Raw genomic sequence first — 23,730 nt, 5'->3', positions numbered from 1 at the left:
TGATTTTTGGGAGACGAAAACGGCCAGGCCAGCGTTGAGGCTAGCGAATAATAATCCGGCAGATGATGCAGATAACCGTTTTCATGGGCAGCTTTATCGCGCTTCGCTTGCGCCCGGTCAAGAGGTCAACCGCGTTCCAGCATCATATGTTGGGATAGAGGAGAATTGGTCATTGTTTTGTCATGATTGGGCTTATCTGGAGACGCCGGACACCCGGGGAATCAAGGCTTTCAGGCACTTGCACATTGCTGCCTGTTTCCCGGGGCACAATAAGGAACGCCGTTTTGGTGGAAAACACACTGGAACGAAGCGCTTCCAGCTAGGGAAAGCATCAAAGGAGAGTTTGAAATGTCTGGCAATAAGATGGACAAACACGGTAAGCGTGTTGCTGCGGCCGAGCTTGTCGAGCAATACCGTCCGCTGGGCCTGAAGGCCGTCCTTGCCGCCGCTTTGCAGGTCAAGCCAAAGCCGGTCAAGAAACCTGCTCTGCCGAAACAATTCGCCTGACCCCTCAAAAAAGCGACAACTGACGGTCTGCCGGAGGCTCTTTGGGCGTTGCGGCGGGCCTGCTCACCGGGGCCTGGAGATCGGCGCAGGTATTTGCCACCTTGTTCACTTTGTCGGATACGGCGATGGCTTCGAAATAGTCTTCGCTGGCCGGTACCATGAGGTCCGCGACATCGCGCGGTTCCTGCGTCTTGCAGTCGAGCCAGCGGGAAAAATCCTGGGGCTTGATGACGACGGGCATGCGATCGTGGATATCCGCGATCCGGGCGTTGGCGCGCGTGGTGAGGATGGCGCCGGTATCGACCTCCGATCCATCCGCCGAGGACCAGGTCTCCATGAGACCGGCGAAAGCGACGATGCCGCCATTTTTCGGACGTATCCAGTGGGCCTGCGAGGGCTCGCCGCTCTCCTTGGGCGGGCGATGCCATTCGTAGAAACCGGAAGCAGGAATGAGGATGCGCCGATGGCGCATCGCCGCCTTGAACGAGGCCTTGCCGATCGCGGTTTCGGCACGGGCGTTGATGAGCAGGGGAAAATCGCGTGGATCCTTCACCCAGGAGGGGGTAAAGCCCCACCGCACGAGCAGCGCCTCGCGCTCCGGCAGGTTGCTGCCCGGCTGCTGGCGATCGCCGGCGATGACGACGAGAATGGGTTGGGTCGGCGCGATGTTGAACCGTGCCGGAAAGCCCTCCGTCTCCAGGAGGTCGAGAAATTCCGCCACTTCTTCCGGTGTCGCCGTCAGCGCAAATCGTCCGCACATGGAATTCAAATCGCACTTCGCCTAAGGTGGGTCAAGGTTTACAATGCTTGCCCGGTTTGATGAATATGACATCCCCTCCCCAGCTCGCTTCCTCCGCCATTCTCGAGCGCGACGGACGCTACCTGCTCGTGCGACGCGCCAATCCGCCGTCGGCGGATATGTATGCTTTTCCCGGCGGGCGGGCTGAGATCGGCGAGACGCCGGCAGAAACGGCGGTGCGCGAGTTTCACGAGGAGACCGGCATCCTGCCACGCAATCCGCACCTCTTCGAAACCTATGACCTGCCGCCGCGCGAATCGGATGGGCCGGGAGCGCGGCATTTTTTCCTGTCGGTCTTCAGCGTGGAGGCAGATTCGGACCTTATTGCTGTTGCGGGCGATGATGCGGCCGGCATCGGCTGGTACACGGCCGCTGAAATCTTCAATCTTCCCATCCCAGACAGCGTTCGCGAATGCGTGGAAAAACTCGAAGCGCTTCGCCGGCAATGATCACCGCGCCGAGAATCAACTTGCTTCAGGCAGCGATTCGGGGCTTCAAAAGGATATGATCCGCTTCCTGGCCATTCGATTGTCTCTTTTGCTGGCTCTTCTAGCTCCGCCGTTCGCCGAGGCGCAGGAGACCCCGGTTATCGGCACCCCGGCGGTGACCGCTGAAAAGCCTGCGCCCTATGACGCGCGGCTGTTGCGCCTTTCGGAGATCCTTGGTTCCGTTCATTATTTGCGGACACTCTGCAAGGATGAGGCGGCAGATGGCTGGCGGCAATCGATGCAGGATCTGCTCGACAAGGAGGCCGGCGGCGAAGCACAGAGGCGCGCCCGCATGACCGCCGCCTTCAACCGCGGATACCGGACTTTTGCCTCCGTTTACACGGCCTGCACGGCCGCCGCGGTGGTCGCCGACGAGCGATACCGTGCCGAAGGAGCAACACTTGCTTCAGAAATAACCGCCCGCTTTGGAAATTAACGGGAAATTAACCTCTTTTTTCAGGAGCCCGTGTCGTTTTGGGAAAAGGCTGCTAAGGTCGTTAAGAGAGTGGTAAGAAGTGGCGCCACCTCAAGTCAGGTGCCAAGTAAAGAGCGTGAAACGGCATGGAACGAATGATGGAACCCAGTCTGAATGACATCGACGACATGATCGTTCATGAGAAGATGCAGGCAGCCCTGGAACACCAGAATGAAGCCTGGGCGGATGGAATGGCTGATGGCATCGAGCCTGAGATCATCGCCGATGCGGCCATAGCCCTTGCCATGCGCGAGACGATCCGCCTGCACGGCGAAGACGGGGCGGAAGCCATGCTGAACTCGCTGCGCGAGCGCATGCTGGCCGGAGAATTCTCACCGGAACGTACTCTGCAGTAGTTTCGAGGCAGCCATGTTACGCCAGATGTCAGCAAACCGGCCAGTTGCGGTTCGATTTTCTGCGTTATTGCTCGCCGGGCTCGTTGTTTCCTCCTTCCTCTTTCCGCACGCTGCGTTTGCGCTCAGCGAGCTCAAGCAGATTCCCGGACAGGTGAACGAGAACGACAAGGGCAAGGACGTCCCCGAAGTGGATGAGCCGGATGACGTGGGACCGATGCAGATCCCGATGCCCGATCCGCTCGTGAACAAGCCAGCTCACGACGAACAGGACGATACGGTCGAAGATCCGGCACCGGCCGCTCCCGTCGAAGTGCTGTCCGATGTGTCGAAAATTCCGCAGGCCGTCGCCCGCATGCGCGAACTGATCGTCGAGGCCGCGGCTTCCGGTGACATCGAACGGCTGCGGCCGCTGCTTGGCAAGGGCCCGACGCAGACGCAGGTGGGCGAGAACGGCACCGATCCCGTCGAGGTCCTCAAGGGACTGTCCGGCGATCAGGAGGGAATCGAAATTCTGGCGATCCTGCTCGACGTTCTGTCGACAGGCTTCGTGCTGGTCGACAAGGGAACGCCGGACGAAATCTATGTCTGGCCCTATTTCACCGAAAAGTCTCTTTCCTCGCTGACCGCGCCCGAGAAGGTCGATCTCTTCCGGCTGGTGACCGCCGGTGATGTCGCCGGGATGGAAGAGGGCGGCAACTACAATTTCTATCGTGTCGGCATCACGCCCGACGGCCAGTGGAAATTTTTCGTCGCCGGAGACTGATCGCCGGCGCAAAGCGCTTGCTCAGGCTCGTCTGAAATCCTACCTGTTTACCGATGAACAGGATAAACCCCATGCAACCCACTGCTCTTGCCGATCGCGCCGTCGTCACCGTGTCTGGACAGGGTGCGCAGGATTTTCTGCAGGCCTTGATCACGACCGATCTCGGGCAATTGGAAGACGGCGAAGCCAAACCGGGCGCATTGCTGACACCGCAGGGCAAGATCCTTTTCGATTTCTTGGTGACACGCGACGGCGAAGCGATCCGGCTTGAAACCGGGACAGACCAGGCCGAGGCACTGCTGAAGCGGCTCACGATGTACAAGCTGCGGCTTCCGATCTTGCTCTCTGTCACGTCGCCGTCCGCGGTTACCATTCATTTCGCGGAGACATCGGGCGGTTATCGCGATGCCCGTTTCGCCAAGGCGGGGCAAACGGTTTATCGGACCTATGGCGCGGAAACTGAAACGAGCGGCATCGATGAACACGAGCGCCTGCGGGTTACGAGCGGCATTGCGGTTGCGGGCAGCGACTATGCTCTGCAGGACGCCTTTCCGCACGACGTGCTGATGGACAAGAACGGCGCGCTTTCGTTCAGGAAGGGTTGTTATGTCGGGCAGGAGGTCGTATCGCGCATGCAGCATCGCGGCACGGCGCGCAAGCGCGTCGTCATCGTCACGGCTGATACCGCCCTGCCTGCAACCGGCACGCCTTTGACGGTGAAGGACCGGCCCATCGGCGCGCTCGGCACCGTGATCGGGCGATCCGCTCTAGCGATCGTGCGTATCGACAAGGCCGGGCAAGCCATGGCTTCGGGCGAAGCGATTCTGGCGGGCGATGTGCCGGTGACACTTGCGCTACCCGCCTGGACAGGGCTTGAATTTCCGGCTGAAGCCGACGAGGCGAGCGCCTGATGTCTGCCCGCGCCTGGCAGCGCATGCTGTCCGGACGACGGCTGGATCTGCTCGATCCGTCGCCCCTCGATGTCGAACTGTCCGATATCGCCCACGGGCTCGCGCGCGTTGCCCGCTGGAATGGCCAGACGGAAGGCAACCACGCCTTTTCCGTTGCCCAGCACAGCCTGGTGGTCGAGGAGATTTTCCGCCGGCAGTACAATGGCACGCCGGACGAATGCCAGATGGCGCTGCTGCACGATGCGCCGGAATATGTCATCGGCGATATGATCTCACCTTTCAAGGCGGTGGTGGGCGGCGGCTACAAGGTGGTCGAGAAACGGTTGGAAGGCGCCATTCACATCCGCTTCGGGCTTCCCGCGACAACGCCTGCAGAGCTCAAGGCGAAGATAAAGAAGGCCGACCAGATCGCCGCCTATTTCGAGGCGACCGTGCTTGCCGGGTTTTCGCTCGTGGAAGCAGGCAAATTCTTCGGCCAGCCACGCGGCATCACCCGCGAGATGATCCTGATCGATCCGATGCCGTCGATCGAGGCGCAGAAACTCTTCGCCGAACGGTTTGAAGCCATCGAAGCTATGCGTATCAACGCGCGAGTGGCATCCTGATGCCGCAAATCATTGTTTCCCCCCTCTCGCGCATCGCCGAAATGGCCGTTCGCCACGGCTGCCGCGAAATGATCAGCCTGCTTGCCAAGGACCAGAGCTTTCATCGCCCGGCGGTGATCGACGCGACCCGCCACCTTTTGCTAGGCGTCAACGACATCAGTTTTGGCGGAAATGACGGACTGGTGGCGCCGCAGGAAAGCCATGTCGTGCAGATCATCGGCTTTGCGCGGCAATGGGATCGGTCGGCACCGCTGCTTGTCCACTGCTGGATGGGGATTTCCCGATCGCCGGCTGCCGCCGCCATCGCCGCCCTGGCGGTGGAACCTGATCAGGACGAGATCGAACTCGCGTGGCGCCTGCGCACCGCCTCCGCCTATGTCACGCCGAACTCGCGCCTGATCGAGATCGGCGACCATCTCTTGTCGCGCAACGGACGGCTGGTGGCGGCGATCAAGGGGATCGGCCGGGGCGCCGATGCGGACGGCAACGCACCCTTTGTCTTTCCGCCACGGCCGGAGCCCGTCTCCCATGCCGGTTGACGACAAGGCGATCACCGTCGAGATCGGCCTCAATGCCGCGATCGTCGCCGCGACCAGCCGCTCGCCGCGAATCCTCGTCGTCAGCGAAGGACAGGAAGACAGCCGCGACGGTCTGCCCTTCGGCCCCTTCGATCCCGCCCGCCACCGCACTTTCGAGACCAGCCTGCGCGCAAGCGTCGAGCAGCAGACGGCGCTTGATCTCGGCTATATCGAACAGCTCTATACCTTCGGCGACCGCGGCCGGCATCGCTCGCCCGGCGAAAGCGGCAAGCATATGGTGTCGGTCGGTTATCTGGCGCTGACGCGCACCGACGCGGAAAACAATGCGCGGCTGGCGGATGCCGGCGCTCATTGGCGCGACTGGTACAGCTACCTTCCGTGGGAAGACTGGCGACAGGGCCGTCCTGCGATCATCGACCAGATCATCCTTCCCGCCTTGCGGCTATGGGAAAAAAGCGGGCATCAGGACGAGCGCATGGGCCTGCCCCAGCGGCGCACGCGTATGCGGCTTGCCTTCGGGCTTGATGATTTTCCCTGGGATGAAGAGCGCGTATTGGAACGCTACGAGCTTCTCTACGAGGCCGGACTTGTCGGCGAGGCCGTCATCGACGGGCGGGCAGTTGCAACGGCCACGCCGCCGTTCGGCCTGACGATGCGCGACGACCACCGCCGTATCGTCGCAACCGCCGTCGCAAGGCTGCGCGGCAAGATCAAATACCGGCCGGTGATCTTCGAGCTGATGCCGCCGGAATTCACGCTGACGGACCTGCAGGCGACCGTCGAGGCCATTTCCGGCCGCCATCTGCACAAGCAGAATTTCCGCCGCCTTGTCGAAGGCGCCGAGCTTGTCGAACCGACTGGCATGTTGACCGCCGCTACCGGCGGCCGACCGGCCGCCCTCTTCCGATTCCGCCGCCAGATTCTCGACGAACGCCCGGCGCCCGGGCTGAAAGTCGGCGGACGATAGCGCTTCGGATTGATCTTGCAACCCTCGCTTCTCGAGAGGGACAGGGGCAATACGGCTGCGAGCGCTATTCGATCACCGCGCAAGCCAGCCGTTCGCCAGCGTCGCCGGAGGGCTGGCTGCGGTTATCGTCGGATTTGGCATGGACCATCAGAGCCCGGCCGCGAATGCCGTTTTCGGCATTGTCGAGCACCACCATGCTGTTGAACACCTGCGCACGCAAGACACCATCGTCGCCGACATACTGGTTCGGCATGTCGCCGGCATGCGGGCCATTGACAGCGAGAAACCCGTGTTCGGTCTTGCCCGGGTTGAAATGCTTGCCGGCAGACTCGTGGCCATGCGCAGCATCGCATTCACCGGTTTCATGGATATGGAACGCCACCCACTTGCCCGGCGGCAGATCGGTGACCTCGACTTCGATGAACACGCCATACTTGGCCGAGGTCAGGACCGCCCTGCCCGTCTCCTTGCCATCTTTTCCGATGAAATTGGCGACGGCCGTCTGCGACGAAGGCTGTGCGAAGATGGGTGTTGCGACACAGGCGGCAAGCGCCACCGTCAAGATGAGGTTCTTCATCTGGATATCCTTCCGGTTGATCGAACGCGTGCGATCCAACCCAACGCATGGATATCGTGACGGTTCCAAGTGGATGACAGGAAGGGAATGCCGCGCTGGCTTTTTGTCTTCCCAGAAGTTAACGGCAGACGCGAAAAGCCGGGTTCGTCGCCCTTGAACCCGGCTTCGTTCTTGGGCTGAATGCTGCCTGGTGGTCAGGCGGCGAGCAGAAGGTCCGCCTGGGTTTCGCTCTCAGCCTGCGCGCTGTTTTCCCGATATGCCTGGATGGCGTACAGCAACTGATCGAGAATATCCTGAATGGCCTCTGTCGTATCGACGGCACTATCCGTGCTGGTGTCGGCACTCTCCGTCGTCGTACCGTCTTGCGGCGGCGGCGGCATCATGCCGCGCGGCGGACCGCCAGGTCCCTGGGCTTCCATGCCCGCCGAAAACTGCTCCTCCGTCAACGATCCGGTGCCTTCGGTGTCAAGGCTGGCAAAGAAGGCGGTCGCCTCCTCCTCGCTGACGTCGTCCGGACGGGCGGCCACGAACTCGGCCTGCGTTACCGAACCGTCGCCATCGGCGTCGATATCGGCAAACATGTCCGCCGACGACGGCGGCGCCGGCGGTTCGGTGCCCTGGCTCTGCTGCATGATATCCAGCATCATCGCCATCATTTCACCGGACCACTTGTCCGATGTGGTCTGGGCAGTATCCTCAGAGCCGGCAACATACTCGTCATAGGTCATTGCGCCGGTGCCGCTGCTGTTCAACGTGCCGAACAGGGTGGCCGACTGCGTTTCGCTCACATCCTTCGGACGGCCGGCACTGAACTCATCCTGGCTGACGGTGCCATCGCCATTCTTGTCCAGTTTGGAAAACATATTTTGGTATTGATACGCGCTTGTGCCTGTCGAGACACTTAACATAAAGCTCTCCTTTTCGAAACGCTCGTGGTAGATAATGTGTATCCGCCATACGCGATATAAAAAGGGGACAGGAAGCGAGTTAAACTGGTTCGACGATTCCGTCAAAAATATTTGTTCATCACTAAAATATACAGTTGACAGCTCTTGAATCACGAAAAAATTAACGACTATTTCTTGATACTTCCAAATATTTCATTTTGTTTCCAGATTATAACTTTAGTTTTCTTTAGCGTCAGCTGGCACGCCGAAGGCAAGCAGGCTTGCGGTGGAAAGAAGGCCTAAGGCCATGCCCGCCTTCGACCAGTTGTGCAAAGACACCAATGGCAACGAAACCCCACATCTGCCGACACGAATAGTCCATTTTAAATTTCGCCCCGCGAAACGAGGCTCGTTTGCGCCAACTGCCTGGCGTGGTAAAGGTTCCCTGTCGGCAATTCACCCACGGGAGCGAGGCCTGAACCGATGAAGACGATTGCTATCTTTCTCGCCGGCTCGCTGCTCACCTCACCCGAGGACAGGCCAAACATTCCGGATTATTTTGATGGCAACCGCGGCTCGGATCAGCCGGTCGTCACCCCATGCAATCTGAATAGCGAGGACGTGAATGGTCCCTTCAAGACCTGCCGCTACGACTGCGGCAAGTCGCTGACGATCGGCGCGCGCCTTGTCTGCCCGTTCGTGCTGCAGCGATAGGAGACGGCGATGAAGGGTTTCGACTGGCATGGCGGCGCGATCGATCGTAATACCGCGGTCACGGCGACCTACCGCAACACCCAGAATGTCCGACGCTTTCTCACGGCGCAGTGCGGCGAGGACTTCGCCTTTGATCGGCCCTTCATGGCCTGGATCAGGGACGGCAGGGCAAAGACAATGGGCGATGTCGCGGATGAATGGATGCGGCGGCAAAGAGAGAATAGTTGCTGAAACTGCCGCCCGCCGCGCTCAGCCGATCACCACATCCAGCCCGATGTCCAGCGTCGGCGCCGCCATGGTGATCTTCGAGGTCGAGATGTAATCGACGCCGGTTTCGGCGATGGCGCGGATGGTCTGGAAATTGACGTTGCCGGAGGCTTCCAGCTTCGTGCGGCGCGGATCGCTGGCATAGGCATCGGCCGACAGCTGCCAATGGGCGGCGTTGACAGCGACGGCTTGGCTGAGCAGGTCCGGCCCCATATTGTCGAGCAGGATGACATCCGGGCTGGCGGTCAGGGCCTCGCGCATCTGCTCCAGGCCGTCGACTTCCACCTCTATCTTGACCAGATGGCCGCAATAGGCGCGCGCGGCGTTGACGGCGCTGGCGACACCGCCGGAAACGGCGATATGATTGTCCTTGATCAGGATCGCATCGTCGAGACCGTAGCGATGGTTGGAACCGCCACCGAGACGGACGGCATATTTCTCGAGCGCCCGAAGGCAGGGGATGGTCTTGCGGGTGCAGCAAACCTTGGCGCGGGTATGGGCGATCTCGGCGGCGAATGTCGCGGTATAGGTGGCGATACCGCAGAGATGCATGAGGAAATTCAGAGCGACGCGCTCGGCCGACAAAAGCCCGCGCGCGGGTCCGGAGATGCGGGCAAGCACGGCGCCGGGATGAACCCGGTCGCCATCCGCCACCAGTGCCTCGAAGCGGATTGCCGGATCGATGAGCCGGAAGGCCGTGCGGGCCAGTTCCATGCCGGCGACGACGCCGTTTTCGCGGGCGTTCATTTCCGCGGCGGCGGTCCTGTCGGGCGAGATCGTTGCGTAGGTGGTGATGTCGCCGGCGCGGCCGAGATCTTCCAGCAGTGCCGCGCGAACATGCTCCTCGGCCATCAGGGCGGGCAGTTCGGGACGAAGGGCGGTGAGCGACATGGCAGGTTCTTTCGGTTCGGCTGTCTGTTTAATCGGCATTACCGGCTTTCCTCTTCTCCCCCACGGGGAGAAGTGCCGAGCGAAGGCGAGGCGATGCGGGGTCGCTCCGCGTATGCAGCAGCCTCCCCCTCATCCGGCCCTTCGGGCCACCTTCTCCCCGCTGGGGAGAAGAGAAACACGTTACGCAACTTCCGTCTCCGTCACGTCCGCGACGATCCGGTCGGCCTCCGCGAGCGTCAGGAAGGTGCGGCGCTTCCATTCCGGGCGCGGTTCCGGGTGGTCGGAGCGATAGTGGCCGCCACGGCTTTCGCTGCGCTGGAGGGCTGCGACCGTCATCAGTTTGGCCGTGGTGAGGATGTTGCTGAAGCGCAGCCTCGTATTCTGCCGCTCAAGATTGGCGATGGCGCGGATGGCGCGGGTCAGTCCGTCCTGGTCTCGGATGACACCGACATGATCGCTCATGATGTGACGCAGCGCTGTCAGTGGCGGGCTGTCTTCCAGCGTCACCGGATCGTCGTTCTCGCCGGCATTGTTGCCCCAATCGGTAATCTTCGGTTCCGGCAACATGCCCTTGATGTTTTCCGCGATGCGGGCGGCGAAGACAACGGCTTCCAGCAACGAGTTGGAGGCCAGCCGGTTGGCGCCGTGGACGCCCGTCGAGGTCACCTCGCCAGCCGCCCACAGCCCATCGATCGAGGTGCGGCCCTCGGCATCGGTGAGCACGCCGCCCATGTGATAATGGACCGCCGGAACGACCGGGATCGGCTGGGTGACCGGGTCGATGCCGGCCGACATGCAGGAGGCATAGACAGTCGGGAAGGCCTCGGGGAAATGCGCGCCGACAGCCTTGGTGCAATCGAGGAAGGCTCCGCGCCTGGCCTGGACCTCGGCGAAGACACCGCGCGAAACGATGTCACGCGGCGCAAGCTCGCCGTCCGGATGGATGTCGAGCATGAAGCGGCGGCCGGCGGAGTTGATGAGATGCGCACCGTCACCGCGCAGGGCTTCCGTTGCGAGCGGTGCCGGGTCGCGACCGATATTGATCGCCGTCGGATGGAACTGCACGAACTCCGGATCTGCAATGATGGCGCCAGCGCGCGCCGCCATGCCGACGCCCTGCCCGCAGGCTTCGGTCGGGTTGGTCGTGACGGAGAAGAGATGGCCGACGCCGCCCGAGCAGAGCACGACGGCGCGAGCCGGGAACGACACGCGCTTCTTCGACTGGCCGGCATCCGGGCGGGCGATGACGCCGGAGATGAAGCGGCCCTGGCGCACCAGTTCCTCGACGACATAACCTTCCAGCACGCGGATCGACGGCGTGTTGCGCACTGCTGATATTAGCGCTTCCATGATTGCCTTGCCGGCCATGTCGCCCTTGACCCGCACGATCCGACGCTCGGAGTGGGCGGCCTCGCGCGACAGAAGGAGCTTGCCTTCCAGATCGCGGTCAAAGGGTACGCCGTAGCCGAGCAGATCGTGAATGCGCGCCGGGCCTTCGGCGACCATCAGCCGCGTCATCTTCTCGTCAACGATGCCGGCACCGGCAGTGAGCGTATCGGCGACATGCTTGTCGATGGTGTCGCCGAGCCCCATGGCAGCGGCAATGCCCCCTTGCGCCCAGGCGGAGGAGGCGCCGTGGCCGATCGGAGCGGCGGCGAGCACGGTGACGGGACGCGGGCTGAGTTTCAGCGCGCAGAAAAGGCCAGCAAGGCCGCCGCCAACAATGACGATATCGTCGATGCCGTTGAAGGATTGCGGGCGGAAATGGTCAGTCAGCATATGCTCAAACTCCCACGGTCGCGGACTGATCTCCCCCCTTGAGGGGAGATGTCACGAAGTGACAGAGGGGGGTTCGACGATTGAGGGCCGCGCCAGAAACGCGCCCCTCTGCCCTGTCGGGCATCTCCCCCTCAAGGGGGGAGACCGCAGGCCGGGAGCTCCCGGTTCCAAATCCATCGTCTGCGCTGTCTCGCATTTCGCCCCTCCCGGCGGAACCACAAATTACTGCTTCAAATTCACCATCCGCTCGACGGCGAGGCGGGCGCGATCGGCGATCGCCGGATCGACTAGCACCTCCTCCGTCATGAAGAGCAGGCTGTCGAGAATCTTCGGCAGCGTGATGCGCTTCATGTGCGGACAGAGATTGCAGGGCTTGATGAAATCGACGCCCTTGATCTCCGCCTGGATGTTCGACGCCATCGAGCATTCGGTGACGAGCAGCACGCGGGCCGGACGCTTGTCCTTGACGTAGTTGATCATGCCCGACGTGGAGCCGGCGAAGTCGCAGACGGCGATGACGTCCGGATGGCATTCCGGGTGGCCGATGATCTCGATCGAGGGATCGGCCTCCTTGTAGGCCAGCAACTCAGCCGCCGTGAAGCGTTCGTGCACCTCGCAATGGCCCTTCCAGGTGAGGATCTTCTTTTTCGTCTGCTTGGCGACGTTCATCGCCAGATATTCATCTGGGATGCAGAGCACCGTATCGCTCTCGAGGCTTTCGACGACCGCCAACACGTTGGATGATGTGCAGCAGATATCGGTCTCGGCCTTCACGTCTGCCGAGGTGTTGACGTAGGTAACGACCGGCACGCCGGGATAGCGCTCCTTCAAGAGCCTGACATCGGCGCCGGTGATTGATTCTGACAGCGAGCAACCGGCCCTGGCGTCCGGGATCAGCACGGTCTTTTCCGGATTGAGAAGCTTGGAGGTCTCGGCCATGAAGTGCACGCCGCACTGGACGATGATCTCGGCATCGACCTTGGTGGCGTCGCGCGCGAGCTGCAACGAGTCTCCGACGATATCGGCGACGCAGTGGAAGATGTCTGGCGTCTGGTAGTTATGGGCGAGGATGACGGCGCCGCGCTCTTTCTTCAGCCGGTTGATGACGTGCACATAGGGCGCGTAGACCGGCCATTCGAAGGCGGGAATGAACTGCTTCACCCGCTCGTAGAGATGTTCGGTTTCGCGTGCGATGTCCGGTGTGAAGGTCAGGTCCGGTTTTTCGATGATGCCGAAGCGCTCGGCGGCGGTCTGGAATGCGCCGGAAGTCTTAAGGGCCGCATTGGTCTGTGCGATCGTCATCGAACTGCTCCTCTCACCGCCCCTCCGGCGGCAAAACCTATTTTGCTCAAGTTGAGCATAACAGGATCAAAACAAAACCGGCAGTGCCGGTGGATGAGACTTAGAAAGTTTTGTGACAGTTTTCAAGAATGCCCTCCCGCTATTTCTGCGCGAGGGCCAAGAATTTGTGGGGCCGTCAGGCGATCGCCGGGCGGGCGACCGGCTTCTCCTCGATCGGCCAATGGACGATGGCGGCGAAAATGCCGAGCGCTACTCCGAGCCACCAGACCGGATCGTAGGAACCGAACCGATCGTAGAGATAGCCGCCCATCCAGACGCCGAGGAACGAGCCGACCTGATGCGACAGGAAGACGATGCCGCCGAGCAGGCCGAGATGACGTGTGCCGAACATAATGGCGACAAGCCCGTTGGTCGGCGGCACGGTGGACAGCCACAGGAGCCCCATGACAATCGAGAAGACGATCACCGATGCCGGCGACTGCGGCAGGAGCAGGAACAGAGCGACGGCAATCGAGCGGCCGATATAGATCAGCGACAGGAAATAGGGCTTCGAATAGTGCTGGCCGATGATACCGGCCGACAGCGAGCCGATGATGTTGAAGAAGCCGATCAGCGCCAGCGCGATCACCGCATAGCGCGCATCGATGCCGATATCGCCGATATAGGCCGGGAAATGTGCGGTGATGAAGGCCACCTGATAGCCGCAGACGAAGAAACCGGAGACGAGCAGCAGATAGCTCTTGTGGCCCAGCGCCTCCTTCAGCGCCTCGCCGATCGACTGCTTGTAGAGAGTTTCCTTCTGGCTGCCGGACGAGGCGTTGCCGCGCAACGGAATGGCAAACAGCGGCACGAGCAGCATCACAAGGCCGAGATAGACGAGACTATCCGACCAGCCATAGGCGGAGATCAGCCCCTGGCTCAAGGGCGCGAACAGGAACATGCCGGCCGAGCCCGCCGCCGTGCCGATGCCGAAGGCCATCGAGCGCTGGTGCGGCGTGACATTGCGGGCGAAGGCCGAAAGCACCGTGCCGAAAGAGCCCGCACCGACCGCCAGGCCGACCAGCACGCCGCCGCCGATGTGCAAGGTGGCGGGCGAACCGCCGAACGACATCAGGAATAGTCCGGCGGCATAGAGAAGCCCGGAGATGGCCAGTACCCGCCAGGTGCCGAACTTGTCGGCCACGGCACCGAAGAACGGCTGGCTGAGCCCCCAGCAGAGGTTCTGCAGCGCCATGGCAAGGCCGAACGTCGTGCGGTCCCAGCCGGTATCGGCCAGCATCGGCAGCTGGAAAAACCCCATGGCCGAGCGCGGCCCGAAGGTCAGCATGGCGACGATCGAGCCCGCCGCGATGATCAGCCAGGGAATATTGGGTCTGGCGGCACGTAGCTGCGCGGTGGATTGGGAAACGGCGGACATGAACAGCTCCGTGTTAATGGAACGCCAAACTACACGTCGAAAACATGCAAAAAAAGTGAATTTAAATGACTTTGCAATCAGCCAAATTGATGAATCAGGGCTGGCCAGCGGGAACGGCAGCGCTGCTTGAGCAGAAAGTGAGTTTTTCGTTTCTGAAAAACGTCCTCCGGCCCTTTGCGTTTCTCGCCACAGCGGCAGCTGATAGCGTCCGCGAAAAGTCACGCGGAGACCGTTATGCTCGACAAGACAAAATCCACCGATATTCTCTGGAACGGGAGCGCCATCCCGCGGCTTGGCATGGGCTGCTGGGCGATCGGCGGGCCATTCTATTCGGGCGACGTCCCGCTTGGCTGGGGTGATGTCGACGACGCGGAATCGATCCGGGCCATTCACCGGGCGATCGAGCTTGGCATTCGCTTCTTCGACACGGCATCGAATTACGGTGCCGGGCACTCCGAGGACGTTCTCGGCGAGGCGCTGGCCCGGCATCCCGACATCGTCGTGGCGACGAAATTCGGATTCGCCACCGATCCGGCGACGAAACAGGCAACCGGGGCCTTCGCCGCACCGGACTTCATCCGGACATCGCTTGAAACCTCACTCAAGCGGCTCCGGCGCGAGCGGATCGACCTTCTGCAGTTCCACCTCAACGAATTCGATCCCGTCGAAGCCGATGAAGTCTTCGATACGCTCGACACCCTACGCGCTGAAGGCAAGATCGCGGCCTATGGCTGGAGCACGGACTGGCCGGAACGCGCCGCCCGCTTCGCCAATCGCGAGGGCTTCGTTTCCGTCCAGCACACAATGAATGTGCTCGAACCGGTTCCCGAGATGATCGCGCTCATCGAAAGGGAGAACCTCATCTCCATCAACCGCGGCCCGCTCGCAATGGGGCTGCTCTCCGGCAAGTTCAAACCGGGCGACAGGCTGGCGGCAAACGACGTGCGCAGCGCCGATCTCGACTGGCTGAAATATTTTCGCGATGGCGCCGTCGATCCGGAGTTTACGAGGCGGCTCGATTCGATCCGCGACCTTTTGCAATCCGACGGGCGGACACTAACGCAGGGCGCGCTCGCATGGCTCTGGGCTCGTTCGCCGAACACACTGCCGATCCCCGGGTTTCGCACGGTGAAACAGGTCGAGGAAAACGCGGGGGCGCTTGAGAAAGGGCCGCTGTCGCATCCGATCATGGAGGCGATCGAACGGCGCTCAAGCGGCCGTGAAACCGCGGCCTGAACCTTGCCGGGTCAAGCCCTGATCTTCATCGGCCAGCGCTCTTCCCGCATCTTCACGACCCGCATTCCGTCACCGAGGTTGATCGTGCCCTCGCCGCGCGGCACGGCGTTCCAGCCGAACAGAACGCCCGGCACCCGGCGGTCGGCCGACATGCGCTTTTCGGCAAGGCCCTGGATCGGGTTGCCGCCGATGCGCTCGCCGGTCACCTGATCCTGCGTCGTCATGATGCAGCGGGCGCAGGGTTTGACGAGATCAAAGGCGATGCCGCCGATCTCGACGCTTTCCCAGAGGTCTTCTTCCCAGGGCTCGTCATTGTCGATGAGGATATTGGTACGGAAGCGATCCATGCCGACCGGCTCCTGCCCCTTTGCAATCAGCGAGAGATTGAGATCGGCGAGCGAGGCGGTCGTGGTGATCAGCAGCTGATAACCGTCGGCAAAACTCATCGGGCTCTCAGGCCCTGCCCATTCCGGATTGGCAAAGCGGCTGGCGGTTGCATCGAGATGGACGAGCTTGACCGGCAGGCCGAACCAGCCCGACAGCGTCGCATTGGCATGATCTGCGGCAACCGCAGCATTGACGTTGCTCGACCAGACGCGCACGTCCATGCGCCGGCTGGGGTCGAACGACGCGGTGAGGACGCGGCTTCCCATTTTCAGATGGATGCCGCCCGCAACATGCGTCGCCTCGACCTGGGCCAGAAGCTGCAATTCCCTCTGGGTGATGAACTGTCCATCGGGATCGACGACCATGAAGCGCCGGTCGCCGGCAAACCCATCCCGTTGAACAGAAACGGAGGCCTGCGCGATGGCGCGGCCGCTCTTCAGCGGGTGAATGTTGAGACCGGTCACCTTCATGTTGTCACTCCCAGGCGTTCAGATTGTGATTCAAGAGCATCGCAGACTGATTCCGCCGATCGACGCAAGCAATTGTCTTTCCTAGATTTCTTCGATCAGCATGCCAAGCACCGCGCGCAGCCTTTCCTGCCGTTGCCGGGCAAGCGCCCTGCCCGCCGCCGTCTGGAAACCGTCCGTCAGCTTGAACAGCTTCGTCTCGAAATGGTCAATGGCATAGGCCTTGTCGTCGAGCGGTCGGTCTTCCGCCAAGGGGTCCAGCGGATCGTAGAGCCCGCTTCCCATGCGTCCGGCAATGTAGAAGCAGCGGGCCGCGCCGATCATGCCGATCGCATCGAGCCGGTCCGCGTCCTGCAGGATTTTCGCTTCCAGACTTTCCGGCGGGATGTTGGCGGAGAAACTGTGCGTGAGGATCGCGTGGGCGACGGCGGTGATCTCTGCGGTGCGCCAGCCAAGTTCATCGAGCAGTTCAAAAGCCCTTTCGGCGGCCAGACGAGACGCCTGGGCGCGCACCGGCGAATTCTTCTCGACAGAGACGCAATCATGCAGCAGCACAGCAGCGGCAAGGATGCGCAGGTCGCCGCCTTCGGCCCCATGGATACGACGCGCGTTCTTCCACACGCGGATCAGATGCGCGGCATCGTGCGAGCCGTCATTGCCGGAAACGGCATGCGGCAGCAGCCGTTCGGCAAGGGCTTCATAAGGCGCGAATGCAGCGGCAAGCGAAGGCAGGTGGCTCATGCAAGCTCCATGGCAAGGCGGGGAGAATCGAAGCGGTCAGGCTGTTTGGCCCGGTTCCGCTTCGATGTCCACCGGCGTTTGCGGCTCCGCCGGAAGGCGCGCCTCGCCGGACAGGATCTTCTGGTAGAACAGGCCGATGCCGATCAGCACCCCCCCGAGACCGATGAAGGACAGCGCCCGTAGGAAGCCCTCGAGATTGGCCATGTCGATCAGGAAGACCTTCAGCACCGCAACGAAGACCAGCACCGCCGAGGCGATACGGATGCTCTTGGCATTGAAGCGCGAGCCGAGCGCTAGGAGCAGCACGCCGAGCAGCAGCCAGACGACGGAATAGGTATAGGTCTCGCCCTGCAGGAAACCCTTCCAGTCGGCAATGCTTTCGCCCTGCCAGAAGCGACGCACGGACAGAGTTGCCCAGGAGAAGGCGAGGATGGCTCCCGTCACCGCAAGCGCTGTGACATAGGGCATCGGCCGTTTGCCGCGGGCATACCAGGCAAGGCCCGCATAACCCAGTCCCGGCAACAGATAGCCGATCAAGAGCAGGTCGAAGAAGGGCATAGAGCCCAGCAATTCGCCGCTGAAATAGGGATTGAGGCCGAGCAGATGCGCGGCAAGGATCGAGAGCATCGACAGGACGCCGACCACCATGCTGCCATAGCGGAAGACAGGGCTCGGCGATCTCCTGTCGAGAGTCATCAGGATGCCGGAGGCGCCGATCGCAAGCAGCGTGTAGATCGACTGTTCGCCGAGTGTCGGCACCGAACTGTCGAGCACGCCGTCGTTCATGGCGTGGCGCACCAGGATCGCGACCGTCAGCAGTGCGAACAAGCTCGCCAGCGCCTGCAGCAGGTTTCGGACGCGCTCGCCCGGCCAGTGCCGCAGTTCGAAAGCGGCGAGAACAAGAAGCAGCGCGGGGATGCCGTAGCCTGCGAGCAGAGCGTTGAAGACCGGCGTCGTTCCCAGATTTTGCGCCCCGACGATGGTCGGTTCCCAGGCGATGCGGGCAAGCACGACAACGGCCGCTCCCACCATCATCCAGGGCAGCGCGGGCCAAGCCCGCAGGCGTGTTGCTGCGACATAGACAGCCCCGAGGAAGGCGATCAGGATCGTGGTTGCAAGACCATCCGTCAGCGCATGCAACGCGATGACGAACAGGCCGAGCGATCCGGCGACCAGAAACGCTTGCGGAAGGTGAACGGCTTCCTGCGGCGCATCGCGGCGTGGCAACCATTCGGCAAGACCGAGAAGGACAAGGCCTGTCGCCAGCGCAAACAATCCGTGTGGCAGATCGAAGGTCAGGTTACCGGTCATCAGCAGCGACATGCCGGCGAGCGCGAATGGCACGATCGCCGTGATCGCCGCCCATAGTGTGGCCAGAGGCGGACGATCTTTCAGATGCAGATGGCTTGCCAGGGCTCCGAGCGCGATGAAGACAGAGGAGAGCACCATGCTGGCGAGCATCGCGGTTCGTCCGGACACGGCAAGAGTGGCGATGGTCCCGGGAAAAGCCGGATCGATGAACGTCAGGAGACCGCTCGACGCCGTTATGCTCCACAAGCCGACGATTGCCGTGAAGGCGGCAAGCACGGCGGGATAAAGGGCATAGCTGCGCCAGGCACCCAGCCCCGCAAGCGCGGCAACGATGACGCAGAACTCTGCGACGGGATACCCGGACGCAGTGGCGAGAGGGCTGATCATGGCGAGCGCCGTCAGCAGAGCGGAGATGCCGGCCGTCACCGTGATAGCGCCAAGGGGTGGCGCTATCACACGGTCCCAGGACGCGCGTGACAGCGCCGCTGGTCGACCATCCACCGCCTCCGGCAGATCAGCGGCAGCATCGCCTGCGGTCGGTCCCGGCCAGACAAACCCGACCCCGGCGATCACCACCAGCATGACCAGTGTTACCGGCAGCGTCTCGAACGGCTTGGCCGAGGCGACATAAGCGAGTGTCCAGAGGCAAAGGCCGATATTGGCGAGCGAAGGTACAACGGTCCAGCGCCGGATGCGCGCCGCAAGCAGCGTTGCGCCCCAGGCGATGGCCAGAAAGCCGAACAGGCTCCAGGGGCTGGGGCTTTCGGTGGACACCAGTGCCGGCGTGACCAGCGAGGCGAGCAGTCCAAGCCCAGCCAGCGCCTGTCCATGCAGCAAGGAAAGGCCGACCGTCGCGAGCGACACCAGTGCCAGCAGCGCGAAGGCAGTGACCGGGTCGATGAAGCCGTAGATGCCGTGGGCGGCATAGCAGACGCCGAACAGCGTGACCGCGCCCGCCGCCGTGAGGATACCGGGGATCATCGCGTTCTGGAACGTGTCCGCGACCAGAGGCACGGATCGACGGCGGACAAATTCGCCTATGCCCATCAGGACGAGACCGAAGACGGCCGCCATGAACAGCCGCACCGCGGGGCTGAGCAGACCCGCGTCGATCGAATATTTGACCATGAAGATGCCGCCAAGCGCCAGCGCGATGCCGCCGACCCAAACGGCCCAGCGCGCACCAAGGCGGCTTTCGAGGCTTTCCTTCGGTCGTGGTGCGACGGCGTCGATCACTGAAGCTGGGGCAGATCTCGCAGCCACAGGCTCGCCGCGCGACGCCTTTTCGACGGCATCCTGGCTGGGCGGCGGCCCGCCGAAAATCGCGTCGCCCTTCCTGATTTCGGAGAGACGCTTGCGCTCCACAATTGCGGGTTCGACCGGCTGCGGGAGGCTTTTCACCGGCTCGGTTTGCTCCACAGCTTCCGCAAGGATATCCACTGTGGGAATCGCGCGCTGCAGGTCCTCGATCCGCTTCAACTCTTCCTTGAGTGCCGCAATCTCGGCCTCCAGCCGCTCGGCCGTCTTGCGTCCGTTGAGAAGCGCCGCCAGTGCGATGCCAAAGGCAACGAAAGCAATGACTTCGATCATGTTTTCTCCTCAAGGCCGTAGTGGCGCAACAGCATCGACCATACAGCTTTTCGCTCGCAGTCCAAATCGAAGACGGTTGAGGACAGCAATCTCTTCAACGGATTGTCGCGAACCTGTCATTATACGGTGGCTATGCATGTTTCGACGCGCCTTTGCGCAGGTTCCGGACAAAGAGGAGAGTGAATCATGGATCACGTTGCTGCCCCGACAACCGCCCCAGAAATCGAGACGTTGACCGACCGGCGCGAAGCGCTCGAAGATATCGGCCAGAACTGTTCCACCAACCCGACGATGGGCGATATCATCAATCATCGCTTTTCGCGCCGGTCGTTCATGGCCGGCTCGCTTGCGGTCGCGGCCATCTCCACCACAGTCAGCCCGCTTGCGATCCTGACCGCGGACGATGCGCGCGCCAATGGCAACCTTTCCAGCTTCGACTTCACGGAGATCGAGGCCGGCGTCGACGAGACCCATCACGTCGCCGAAGGTTATGACGCTGATATCCTTCTGCGTTGGGGCGACAAGCTTTTTGCCGACAGCCCGGACTTCGACCCGCTGAACCAGACGGCTGCGGCGCAGGAAAAGCTGTTCGGCTACAACAACGATTACGTCGGCTTCATTCCGCTGGACGGCAATCCGGATCACGGCCTGCTCGTCGTCAATCACGAATATACCAATGCCGAGATCATGTTTCCGAAGTTCGCGTCGGTCGTGAAGGAAATGAAGGACGGCAAGGAAGAGGAAAAGGTCAAGCTCGGCGAATACACCAAGGACCTCGTCGATATCGAAATGGCCGCGCATGGCGGCACGATCGTCGAAATCCGCAAGGTCGACGGCAAATGGCAGCCGGTGCTCGACGGCAAATACAATCGCCGCATCACCGTCAAGACCGAGATGCAGCTTTCCGGTCCCGTCGCGGGCCACGAGCGGGTGAAGACGCCATCCGATCCGACCGGCAAGCAAGTCTTCGGCACCATCAACAACTGTGCCGGCGGCGTCACCGCCTGGGGCACCTACGTGATGGCCGAGGAGAACTTCAACGGCTATTTCGGTGGTGAGATCGCCGAGGATCATCCGGAGTTCAAGCAGCTGAAGCGGCTCGGCGCGCCGGGCGGCACGTATGAATGGTCGAAATTCTACGACCGCTTCGATGTCTCCAAGGAACCGGCAGAGGCCAACCGCTTCGGCTGGATCGTCGAAGTCGATGTCATGGACCCGACCTCGATACCGAAAAAGCGCACGGCGCTCGGCCGCTTCAAGCACGAGGGCGCCGAATCGGTCGTCAACAAGGATGGCCGCGTCGTGTTCTACTGCGGCGACGACGAGCGCTTCGACTATGTCTACAAGTTCGTGACCAAGGGCACGTTCAACCCGAACGACCGCGCCGCCAACATGGATATCCTCGACGAGGGCACGCTCTATGTGGCGAAGTTCGATGCCGACGGCACGATCGAGTGGATGCCGCTGATCCATGGCGAAGGTCCGCTGACGGAGGCGAACGGTTTTGGCTCGCAGGCCGATGTTCTGATCAACACCCGTCTTGCCTCCGACGCTCTCGGCGCCACCAAGATGGACCGGCCCGAAGACATCCAGCCGAACGCGATGACCGGCAAGGTCTATGTGATGCTGACCAACAACACCAAGCGCAAAGCGGATCAGGTCGACAACGCCAATCCGCGCGCCGAAAATGCCTTCGGTCACATCGTCGAGATCACCGAGACCGACGGCGACTTTGCCTCGACCAAGTCGAAATGGGACGTTCTCCTGAAATGTGGCGATCCTTCGGTTGCCGAAGTCGGCGCATCCTTCTCGACGGCAACAACGAAGAATGGCTGGTTCGGCATGCCGGACAACTGCGCCATCGATGCCGACGGCCGCCTCTGGGTCGCGACCGACGGCAACAACGAGAAGGACACCGGCCGTACCGACGGCATCTGGGCCGTTGATACCGAGGGGGAGGCCCGCGGCACGTCGAAGCTGTTCTTCCGCGTGCCGGTCGGTGCGGAAATGTGCGGACCGAGCTTCAACCCGACATCCGACACGTTCTTCGTCGCCGTGCAGCATCCGGGCGATGCGGGGCTTGCCACGTTCGAAACTCCGGCAACGCGCTGGCCGGACTTCAAGGACGACATGCCGGTGCGCCCGGCCGTGGTTGCCATCACCAAACAGGGTGGCGGCAAGATCGGCTGAAATCTTTCCCTGAATTGAGAAATGGCGCTGCACTCGCGGCGCCATTTTCGTGTTGTGCAGTTGCCTCAGGGCTTCCAGACGCCGGCGACCTGCCTGGTGGCGACGTTCAGCCTGTTCCAGACATTGATGTTGGCGATGGCGAGAACAAGGGTGGCCAGCGCCGTTTCCTCATAGTGGCGGACTGCCGCGTTCCAGATGTCGTCCGGCACCGGATCGGCGCGGTCGCTGATGCGCGTCAGTGCTTCGGTCAGCGCAAGGGCTGCCCGTTCCGCATCGGTGAAGTATGGCGTATCGCGCCAGGCGGCGACCGCAAAGAGGCGTTCATCGGTCTCGCCCGCTTTCTTCGCCACGCGCGGATGGGCGTCGACGCAGACGCTGCAGCCGTTGATCTGGCTGGCGCGCAGATTGACCAGTTCGAGGGTGAGCGCGGGCACGCCGCCCTTGCGCGTGACGTTCGCCAGTGAATTCAGGGCCTGCATGGCTTCCGGGATCATGACGGCGGGGTTGTTCATTCTCGGCTGCACGGGATATCTCCTCACTCTGTGGTTCGTCCGGATATCGGTATCCGGACGGTTGATCTTGACGCTGCCGTTTCCGGGACGATTGTCTGTCACATCGCCCGGTTCTCGTTCGTCAAAGGCATGACGAAGCGAAGTGGAGGAATGTGACGGATGGACGAGAAAAAATTTCTGGCAGAAAAATTCGAGGCCGATCGCGGCCGGCTGAGGGCGGCAGCGTACCGCATGCTCGGGTCGCGCAGCGAGGCGGAAGACGCGGTACAGGAAGCCTGGCTACGCCTTGGCCGCTCCGAAATGTCGGAGATCGGCAATCTCAGCGGCTGGCTGACGACGGTGGTCGCGCGCATTTGCCTCGACATGCTGCGCGCCCGCAAATCACGCCGTGAAGAACCTTATGGGCCGCATGTGCCGGAACCTTTGACATCGGCCGACGACGCCGAACATGAAGCGCTGCTTGCCGATTCGGTCGGCGCCGCGCTGCTCATCGTCCTGGAGACGCTGACGCCGGCGGAACGGCTAGCCTTCGTGCTGCACGACATGTTTGCCGTGCCCTTCGACGAGATCGCGCCTATCGTCGATCGTTCGCCGGAAGCCGCGCGACAGCTGGCGAGCCGCGCCCGCCGCCGTGTTCAGGGTGCAAGGACAGCGGCCAATGCCGATCGCAGTGACCAGCGCAGGATCGTCGAAGCCTTTCTGGCGGCGTCGCGCGGCGGGGATTTCGAGGCGTTGCTTGCGGTCCTCGATCCGAATGTCGTGTTCCGCGCCGACGTTGCGGCCGTGAAGCTTGGATCGCAGGCGGAAATCCAAGGTGCTGCGGCCGTCGCCAATACGTTCAAGGGCCGCGCCCTTGGCGCAAGGCCGGCCTTTATCGACGATGGCTTCGGGCTTATCGTCGAGGTCGGCGGGCAGTTGCGCGTCATCCTGCGCCTCTCGATCCGCGACGGCAGGATCGCCGAAGTGCAGGCGATCGCCGATCCGGAGCGGCTCGACCAGATCGACTTCACGCTGTTCGACCAGGGGTGAGGAGCCCAGCCGGCGGTGACGGA

Annotated in this window: 26 protein-coding genes; 15 read left to right on the top strand and 11 right to left on the bottom strand. The window is 62.1% G+C overall.

Annotated features, from left to right (window positions below):
* The first annotated feature begins 348 nt into the window (after positions 1-348).
* Positions 349-507, top strand: a complete 159-nt coding sequence (locus WI754_RS12255; RefSeq protein WP_349433686.1) for a hypothetical protein — start codon at positions 349-351, stop codon at positions 505-507.
* 4 nt (positions 508-511) lie between these two features.
* Here the strand turns inward: WI754_RS12255 and WI754_RS12250 are convergent, their stop codons facing one another.
* Entirely contained in the window at positions 512-1,267 is a 756-nt protein-coding gene (locus tag WI754_RS12250; RefSeq protein WP_349433684.1) for an SOS response-associated peptidase, read from the bottom strand.
* Positions 1,268-1,332: 65 nt separating this feature from the next.
* Between WI754_RS12250 and WI754_RS12245 the strand changes: the two genes are divergently transcribed.
* The 8 genes from WI754_RS12245 (at position 1,333) to WI754_RS12210 (ending at position 6,410) form a co-directional block, all read left to right on the top strand.
* Complete coding sequence (locus WI754_RS12245; RefSeq protein WP_349433682.1) at positions 1,333-1,755, top strand: NUDIX hydrolase; 423 nt, start codon at positions 1,333-1,335, stop codon at positions 1,753-1,755.
* A gap of 55 nt (positions 1,756-1,810) precedes the next feature.
* Complete coding sequence (locus tag WI754_RS12240) at positions 1,811-2,230, top strand: TIGR02301 family protein (RefSeq protein WP_349437802.1); 420 nt, start codon at positions 1,811-1,813, stop codon at positions 2,228-2,230.
* A gap of 125 nt (positions 2,231-2,355) precedes the next feature.
* Positions 2,356-2,625 carry a hypothetical protein gene (locus WI754_RS12235; RefSeq protein WP_113004128.1) on the top strand — a complete coding sequence of 90 codons (270 nt, stop codon included), beginning with the start codon at positions 2,356-2,358 and terminating at the stop codon, positions 2,623-2,625.
* 13 nt (positions 2,626-2,638) lie between these two features.
* A complete protein-coding gene (locus tag WI754_RS12230; RefSeq protein ID WP_349433680.1) occupies positions 2,639-3,388 on the top strand; it encodes a hypothetical protein in 750 nt (249 codons plus the stop codon).
* A gap of 71 nt (positions 3,389-3,459) precedes the next feature.
* Positions 3,460-4,299: a folate-binding protein YgfZ gene (locus tag WI754_RS12225; RefSeq protein ID WP_349433678.1), complete on the top strand. Its 840-nt coding sequence runs from the start codon at positions 3,460-3,462 to the stop codon at positions 4,297-4,299.
* The gene (locus WI754_RS12220) at positions 4,296-4,904 is read left to right on the top strand and encodes an HD family hydrolase (RefSeq protein ID WP_349437801.1); all 609 of its coding nucleotides are present in this window, start codon (positions 4,296-4,298) and stop codon (positions 4,902-4,904) included. The genes WI754_RS12225 and WI754_RS12220 overlap by 4 nt, the downstream gene beginning before the upstream one ends.
* Complete coding sequence (locus tag WI754_RS12215; RefSeq protein ID WP_349433676.1) at positions 4,904-5,443, top strand: tyrosine phosphatase family protein; 540 nt, start codon at positions 4,904-4,906, stop codon at positions 5,441-5,443. Before WI754_RS12220 ends, WI754_RS12215 begins: the two co-directional genes overlap by 1 nt.
* Positions 5,433-6,410, top strand: coding sequence for an NAD regulator (locus tag WI754_RS12210; protein WP_349433674.1), 978 nt, complete (start codon positions 5,433-5,435; stop codon positions 6,408-6,410). The genes WI754_RS12215 and WI754_RS12210 overlap by 11 nt, the downstream gene beginning before the upstream one ends.
* A 64-nt stretch (positions 6,411-6,474) precedes the next feature.
* Here WI754_RS12210 and WI754_RS12205 read toward each other — a convergent pair whose 3' ends face one another.
* Both WI754_RS12205 and WI754_RS12200 read right to left on the bottom strand, forming a co-directional pair.
* Positions 6,475-6,987: a superoxide dismutase family protein gene (locus tag WI754_RS12205; protein WP_349433673.1), complete on the bottom strand. Its 513-nt coding sequence runs from the start codon at positions 6,985-6,987 to the stop codon at positions 6,475-6,477.
* Positions 6,988-7,181: 194 nt separating this feature from the next.
* Positions 7,182-7,850, bottom strand: a complete 669-nt coding sequence (locus WI754_RS12200; RefSeq protein WP_349433671.1) for an EF-hand domain-containing protein — start codon at positions 7,848-7,850, stop codon at positions 7,182-7,184.
* A gap of 507 nt (positions 7,851-8,357) precedes the next feature.
* Here WI754_RS12200 and WI754_RS12195 point away from each other — a divergent pair.
* Positions 8,358-8,588, top strand: coding sequence for a hypothetical protein (locus WI754_RS12195; protein WP_349433669.1), 231 nt, complete (start codon positions 8,358-8,360; stop codon positions 8,586-8,588).
* A 9-nt stretch (positions 8,589-8,597) separates the two neighbouring features.
* Entirely contained in the window at positions 8,598-8,819 is a 222-nt protein-coding gene (locus tag WI754_RS12190; protein WP_349433667.1) for a DUF6434 domain-containing protein, read from the top strand.
* Between the two features lie 18 nt (positions 8,820-8,837).
* On the opposite strand, the gene nadC is transcribed toward WI754_RS12190, so the two are convergent.
* From nadC to WI754_RS12170, 4 genes are all read right to left on the bottom strand, one after another.
* Positions 8,838-9,746: a carboxylating nicotinate-nucleotide diphosphorylase gene (gene nadC, locus WI754_RS12185; protein ID WP_349437800.1), complete on the bottom strand. Its 909-nt coding sequence runs from the start codon at positions 9,744-9,746 to the stop codon at positions 8,838-8,840.
* A gap of 180 nt (positions 9,747-9,926) precedes the next feature.
* Positions 9,927-11,525, bottom strand: a complete 1,599-nt coding sequence (locus WI754_RS12180; protein ID WP_349433666.1) for an L-aspartate oxidase — start codon at positions 11,523-11,525, stop codon at positions 9,927-9,929.
* 222 nt (positions 11,526-11,747) lie between these two features.
* Positions 11,748-12,827, bottom strand: a complete 1,080-nt coding sequence (gene nadA / locus WI754_RS12175) for a quinolinate synthase NadA (protein WP_349433665.1) — start codon at positions 12,825-12,827, stop codon at positions 11,748-11,750.
* A gap of 175 nt (positions 12,828-13,002) precedes the next feature.
* On the bottom strand, positions 13,003-14,244 hold the full coding sequence (locus WI754_RS12170; protein WP_349433664.1) for an MFS transporter: 1,242 nt from the start codon (positions 14,242-14,244) through the stop codon (positions 13,003-13,005).
* Here WI754_RS12170 and WI754_RS12165 point away from each other — a divergent pair.
* Both WI754_RS12165 and WI754_RS12160 read left to right on the top strand, forming a co-directional pair.
* Entirely contained in the window at positions 14,243-14,374 is a 132-nt protein-coding gene (locus tag WI754_RS12165; protein WP_349433663.1) for a hypothetical protein, read from the top strand. The genes WI754_RS12170 and WI754_RS12165 overlap by 2 nt on opposite strands.
* A gap of 104 nt (positions 14,375-14,478) precedes the next feature.
* Positions 14,479-15,480 carry an aldo/keto reductase gene (locus WI754_RS12160; protein WP_349433662.1) on the top strand — a complete coding sequence of 334 codons (1,002 nt, stop codon included), beginning with the start codon at positions 14,479-14,481 and terminating at the stop codon, positions 15,478-15,480.
* A gap of 11 nt (positions 15,481-15,491) precedes the next feature.
* Here the strand turns inward: WI754_RS12160 and WI754_RS12155 are convergent, their stop codons facing one another.
* The 3 genes from WI754_RS12155 to WI754_RS12145 form a co-directional block, all read right to left on the bottom strand.
* The gene (locus WI754_RS12155; RefSeq protein ID WP_349433660.1) at positions 15,492-16,337 is read right to left on the bottom strand and encodes an MOSC domain-containing protein; all 846 of its coding nucleotides are present in this window, start codon (positions 16,335-16,337) and stop codon (positions 15,492-15,494) included.
* A gap of 81 nt (positions 16,338-16,418) precedes the next feature.
* Positions 16,419-17,075: an HD domain-containing protein gene (locus WI754_RS12150; RefSeq protein WP_349433659.1), complete on the bottom strand. Its 657-nt coding sequence runs from the start codon at positions 17,073-17,075 to the stop codon at positions 16,419-16,421.
* Positions 17,076-17,111: 36 nt separating this feature from the next.
* A complete protein-coding gene (locus WI754_RS12145; protein WP_349433658.1) occupies positions 17,112-19,976 on the bottom strand; it encodes a DUF2339 domain-containing protein in 2,865 nt (954 codons plus the stop codon).
* A gap of 186 nt (positions 19,977-20,162) precedes the next feature.
* Here WI754_RS12145 and WI754_RS12140 point away from each other — a divergent pair, with 186 nt between their 5' ends.
* On the top strand, positions 20,163-22,166 hold the full coding sequence (locus tag WI754_RS12140; protein WP_349433657.1) for a PhoX family phosphatase: 2,004 nt from the start codon (positions 20,163-20,165) through the stop codon (positions 22,164-22,166).
* 65 nt (positions 22,167-22,231) lie between these two features.
* On the opposite strand, the gene WI754_RS12135 is transcribed toward WI754_RS12140, so the two are convergent.
* Entirely contained in the window at positions 22,232-22,690 is a 459-nt protein-coding gene (locus WI754_RS12135; RefSeq protein ID WP_349433656.1) for a carboxymuconolactone decarboxylase family protein, read from the bottom strand.
* Between the two features lie 147 nt (positions 22,691-22,837).
* Between WI754_RS12135 and WI754_RS12130 the strand changes: the two genes are divergently transcribed.
* The gene (locus tag WI754_RS12130) at positions 22,838-23,707 is read left to right on the top strand and encodes a sigma-70 family RNA polymerase sigma factor (protein WP_349433655.1); all 870 of its coding nucleotides are present in this window, start codon (positions 22,838-22,840) and stop codon (positions 23,705-23,707) included.
* The last annotated feature ends 23 nt before the right edge of the window (positions 23,708-23,730 follow it).

It is taken from the genome of Pararhizobium sp. A13, from assembly GCF_040126305.1.
GTDB lineage: Bacteria > Pseudomonadota > Alphaproteobacteria > Rhizobiales > Rhizobiaceae > Pararhizobium.
This window is presented reverse-complemented; position numbering and strand designations above follow the sequence as displayed.

Coding starts and splice junctions, on each gene's coding strand:
- WI754_RS12160 (WP_349433662.1), top strand. CDS start 14,479: ATGCTCGACAAGACAAAATCCACCGATATTCTCTGGAACGGGAGCGCC.
- WI754_RS12180 (WP_349433666.1), bottom strand. CDS start 11,525: ATGCTGACTGACCATTTCCGCCCGCAATCCTTCAACGGCATCGACGAT.
- WI754_RS12250 (WP_349433684.1), bottom strand. CDS start 1,267: ATGTGCGGACGATTTGCGCTGACGGCGACACCGGAAGAAGTGGCGGAA.
- WI754_RS12200 (WP_349433671.1), bottom strand. CDS start 7,850: ATGTTTTCCAAACTGGACAAGAATGGCGATGGCACCGTCAGCCAGGAT.
- nadA (WP_349433665.1), bottom strand. CDS start 12,827: ATGACGATCGCACAGACCAATGCGGCCCTTAAGACTTCCGGCGCATTC.
- WI754_RS12225 (WP_349433678.1), top strand. CDS start 3,460: ATGCAACCCACTGCTCTTGCCGATCGCGCCGTCGTCACCGTGTCTGGA.
- WI754_RS12210 (WP_349433674.1), top strand. CDS start 5,433: ATGCCGGTTGACGACAAGGCGATCACCGTCGAGATCGGCCTCAATGCC.
- WI754_RS12230 (WP_349433680.1), top strand. CDS start 2,639: ATGTTACGCCAGATGTCAGCAAACCGGCCAGTTGCGGTTCGATTTTCT.
- WI754_RS12130 (WP_349433655.1), top strand. CDS start 22,838: ATGGACGAGAAAAAATTTCTGGCAGAAAAATTCGAGGCCGATCGCGGC.
- WI754_RS12170 (WP_349433664.1), bottom strand. CDS start 14,244: ATGTCCGCCGTTTCCCAATCCACCGCGCAGCTACGTGCCGCCAGACCC.
- WI754_RS12245 (WP_349433682.1), top strand. CDS start 1,333: ATGACATCCCCTCCCCAGCTCGCTTCCTCCGCCATTCTCGAGCGCGAC.
- WI754_RS12155 (WP_349433660.1), bottom strand. CDS start 16,337: ATGAAGGTGACCGGTCTCAACATTCACCCGCTGAAGAGCGGCCGCGCC.
- WI754_RS12190 (WP_349433667.1), top strand. CDS start 8,598: ATGAAGGGTTTCGACTGGCATGGCGGCGCGATCGATCGTAATACCGCG.
- WI754_RS12215 (WP_349433676.1), top strand. CDS start 4,904: ATGCCGCAAATCATTGTTTCCCCCCTCTCGCGCATCGCCGAAATGGCC.
- nadC (WP_349437800.1), bottom strand. CDS start 9,746: ATGTCGCTCACCGCCCTTCGTCCCGAACTGCCCGCCCTGATGGCCGAG.
- WI754_RS12195 (WP_349433669.1), top strand. CDS start 8,358: ATGAAGACGATTGCTATCTTTCTCGCCGGCTCGCTGCTCACCTCACCC.
- WI754_RS12255 (WP_349433686.1), top strand. CDS start 349: ATGTCTGGCAATAAGATGGACAAACACGGTAAGCGTGTTGCTGCGGCC.
- WI754_RS12140 (WP_349433657.1), top strand. CDS start 20,163: ATGGATCACGTTGCTGCCCCGACAACCGCCCCAGAAATCGAGACGTTG.
- WI754_RS12235 (WP_113004128.1), top strand. CDS start 2,356: ATGGAACGAATGATGGAACCCAGTCTGAATGACATCGACGACATGATC.
- WI754_RS12205 (WP_349433673.1), bottom strand. CDS start 6,987: ATGAAGAACCTCATCTTGACGGTGGCGCTTGCCGCCTGTGTCGCAACA.
- WI754_RS12240 (WP_349437802.1), top strand. CDS start 1,811: ATGATCCGCTTCCTGGCCATTCGATTGTCTCTTTTGCTGGCTCTTCTA.
- WI754_RS12145 (WP_349433658.1), bottom strand. CDS start 19,976: ATGATCGAAGTCATTGCTTTCGTTGCCTTTGGCATCGCACTGGCGGCG.
- WI754_RS12150 (WP_349433659.1), bottom strand. CDS start 17,075: ATGAGCCACCTGCCTTCGCTTGCCGCTGCATTCGCGCCTTATGAAGCC.
- WI754_RS12165 (WP_349433663.1), top strand. CDS start 14,243: ATGAACAGCTCCGTGTTAATGGAACGCCAAACTACACGTCGAAAACAT.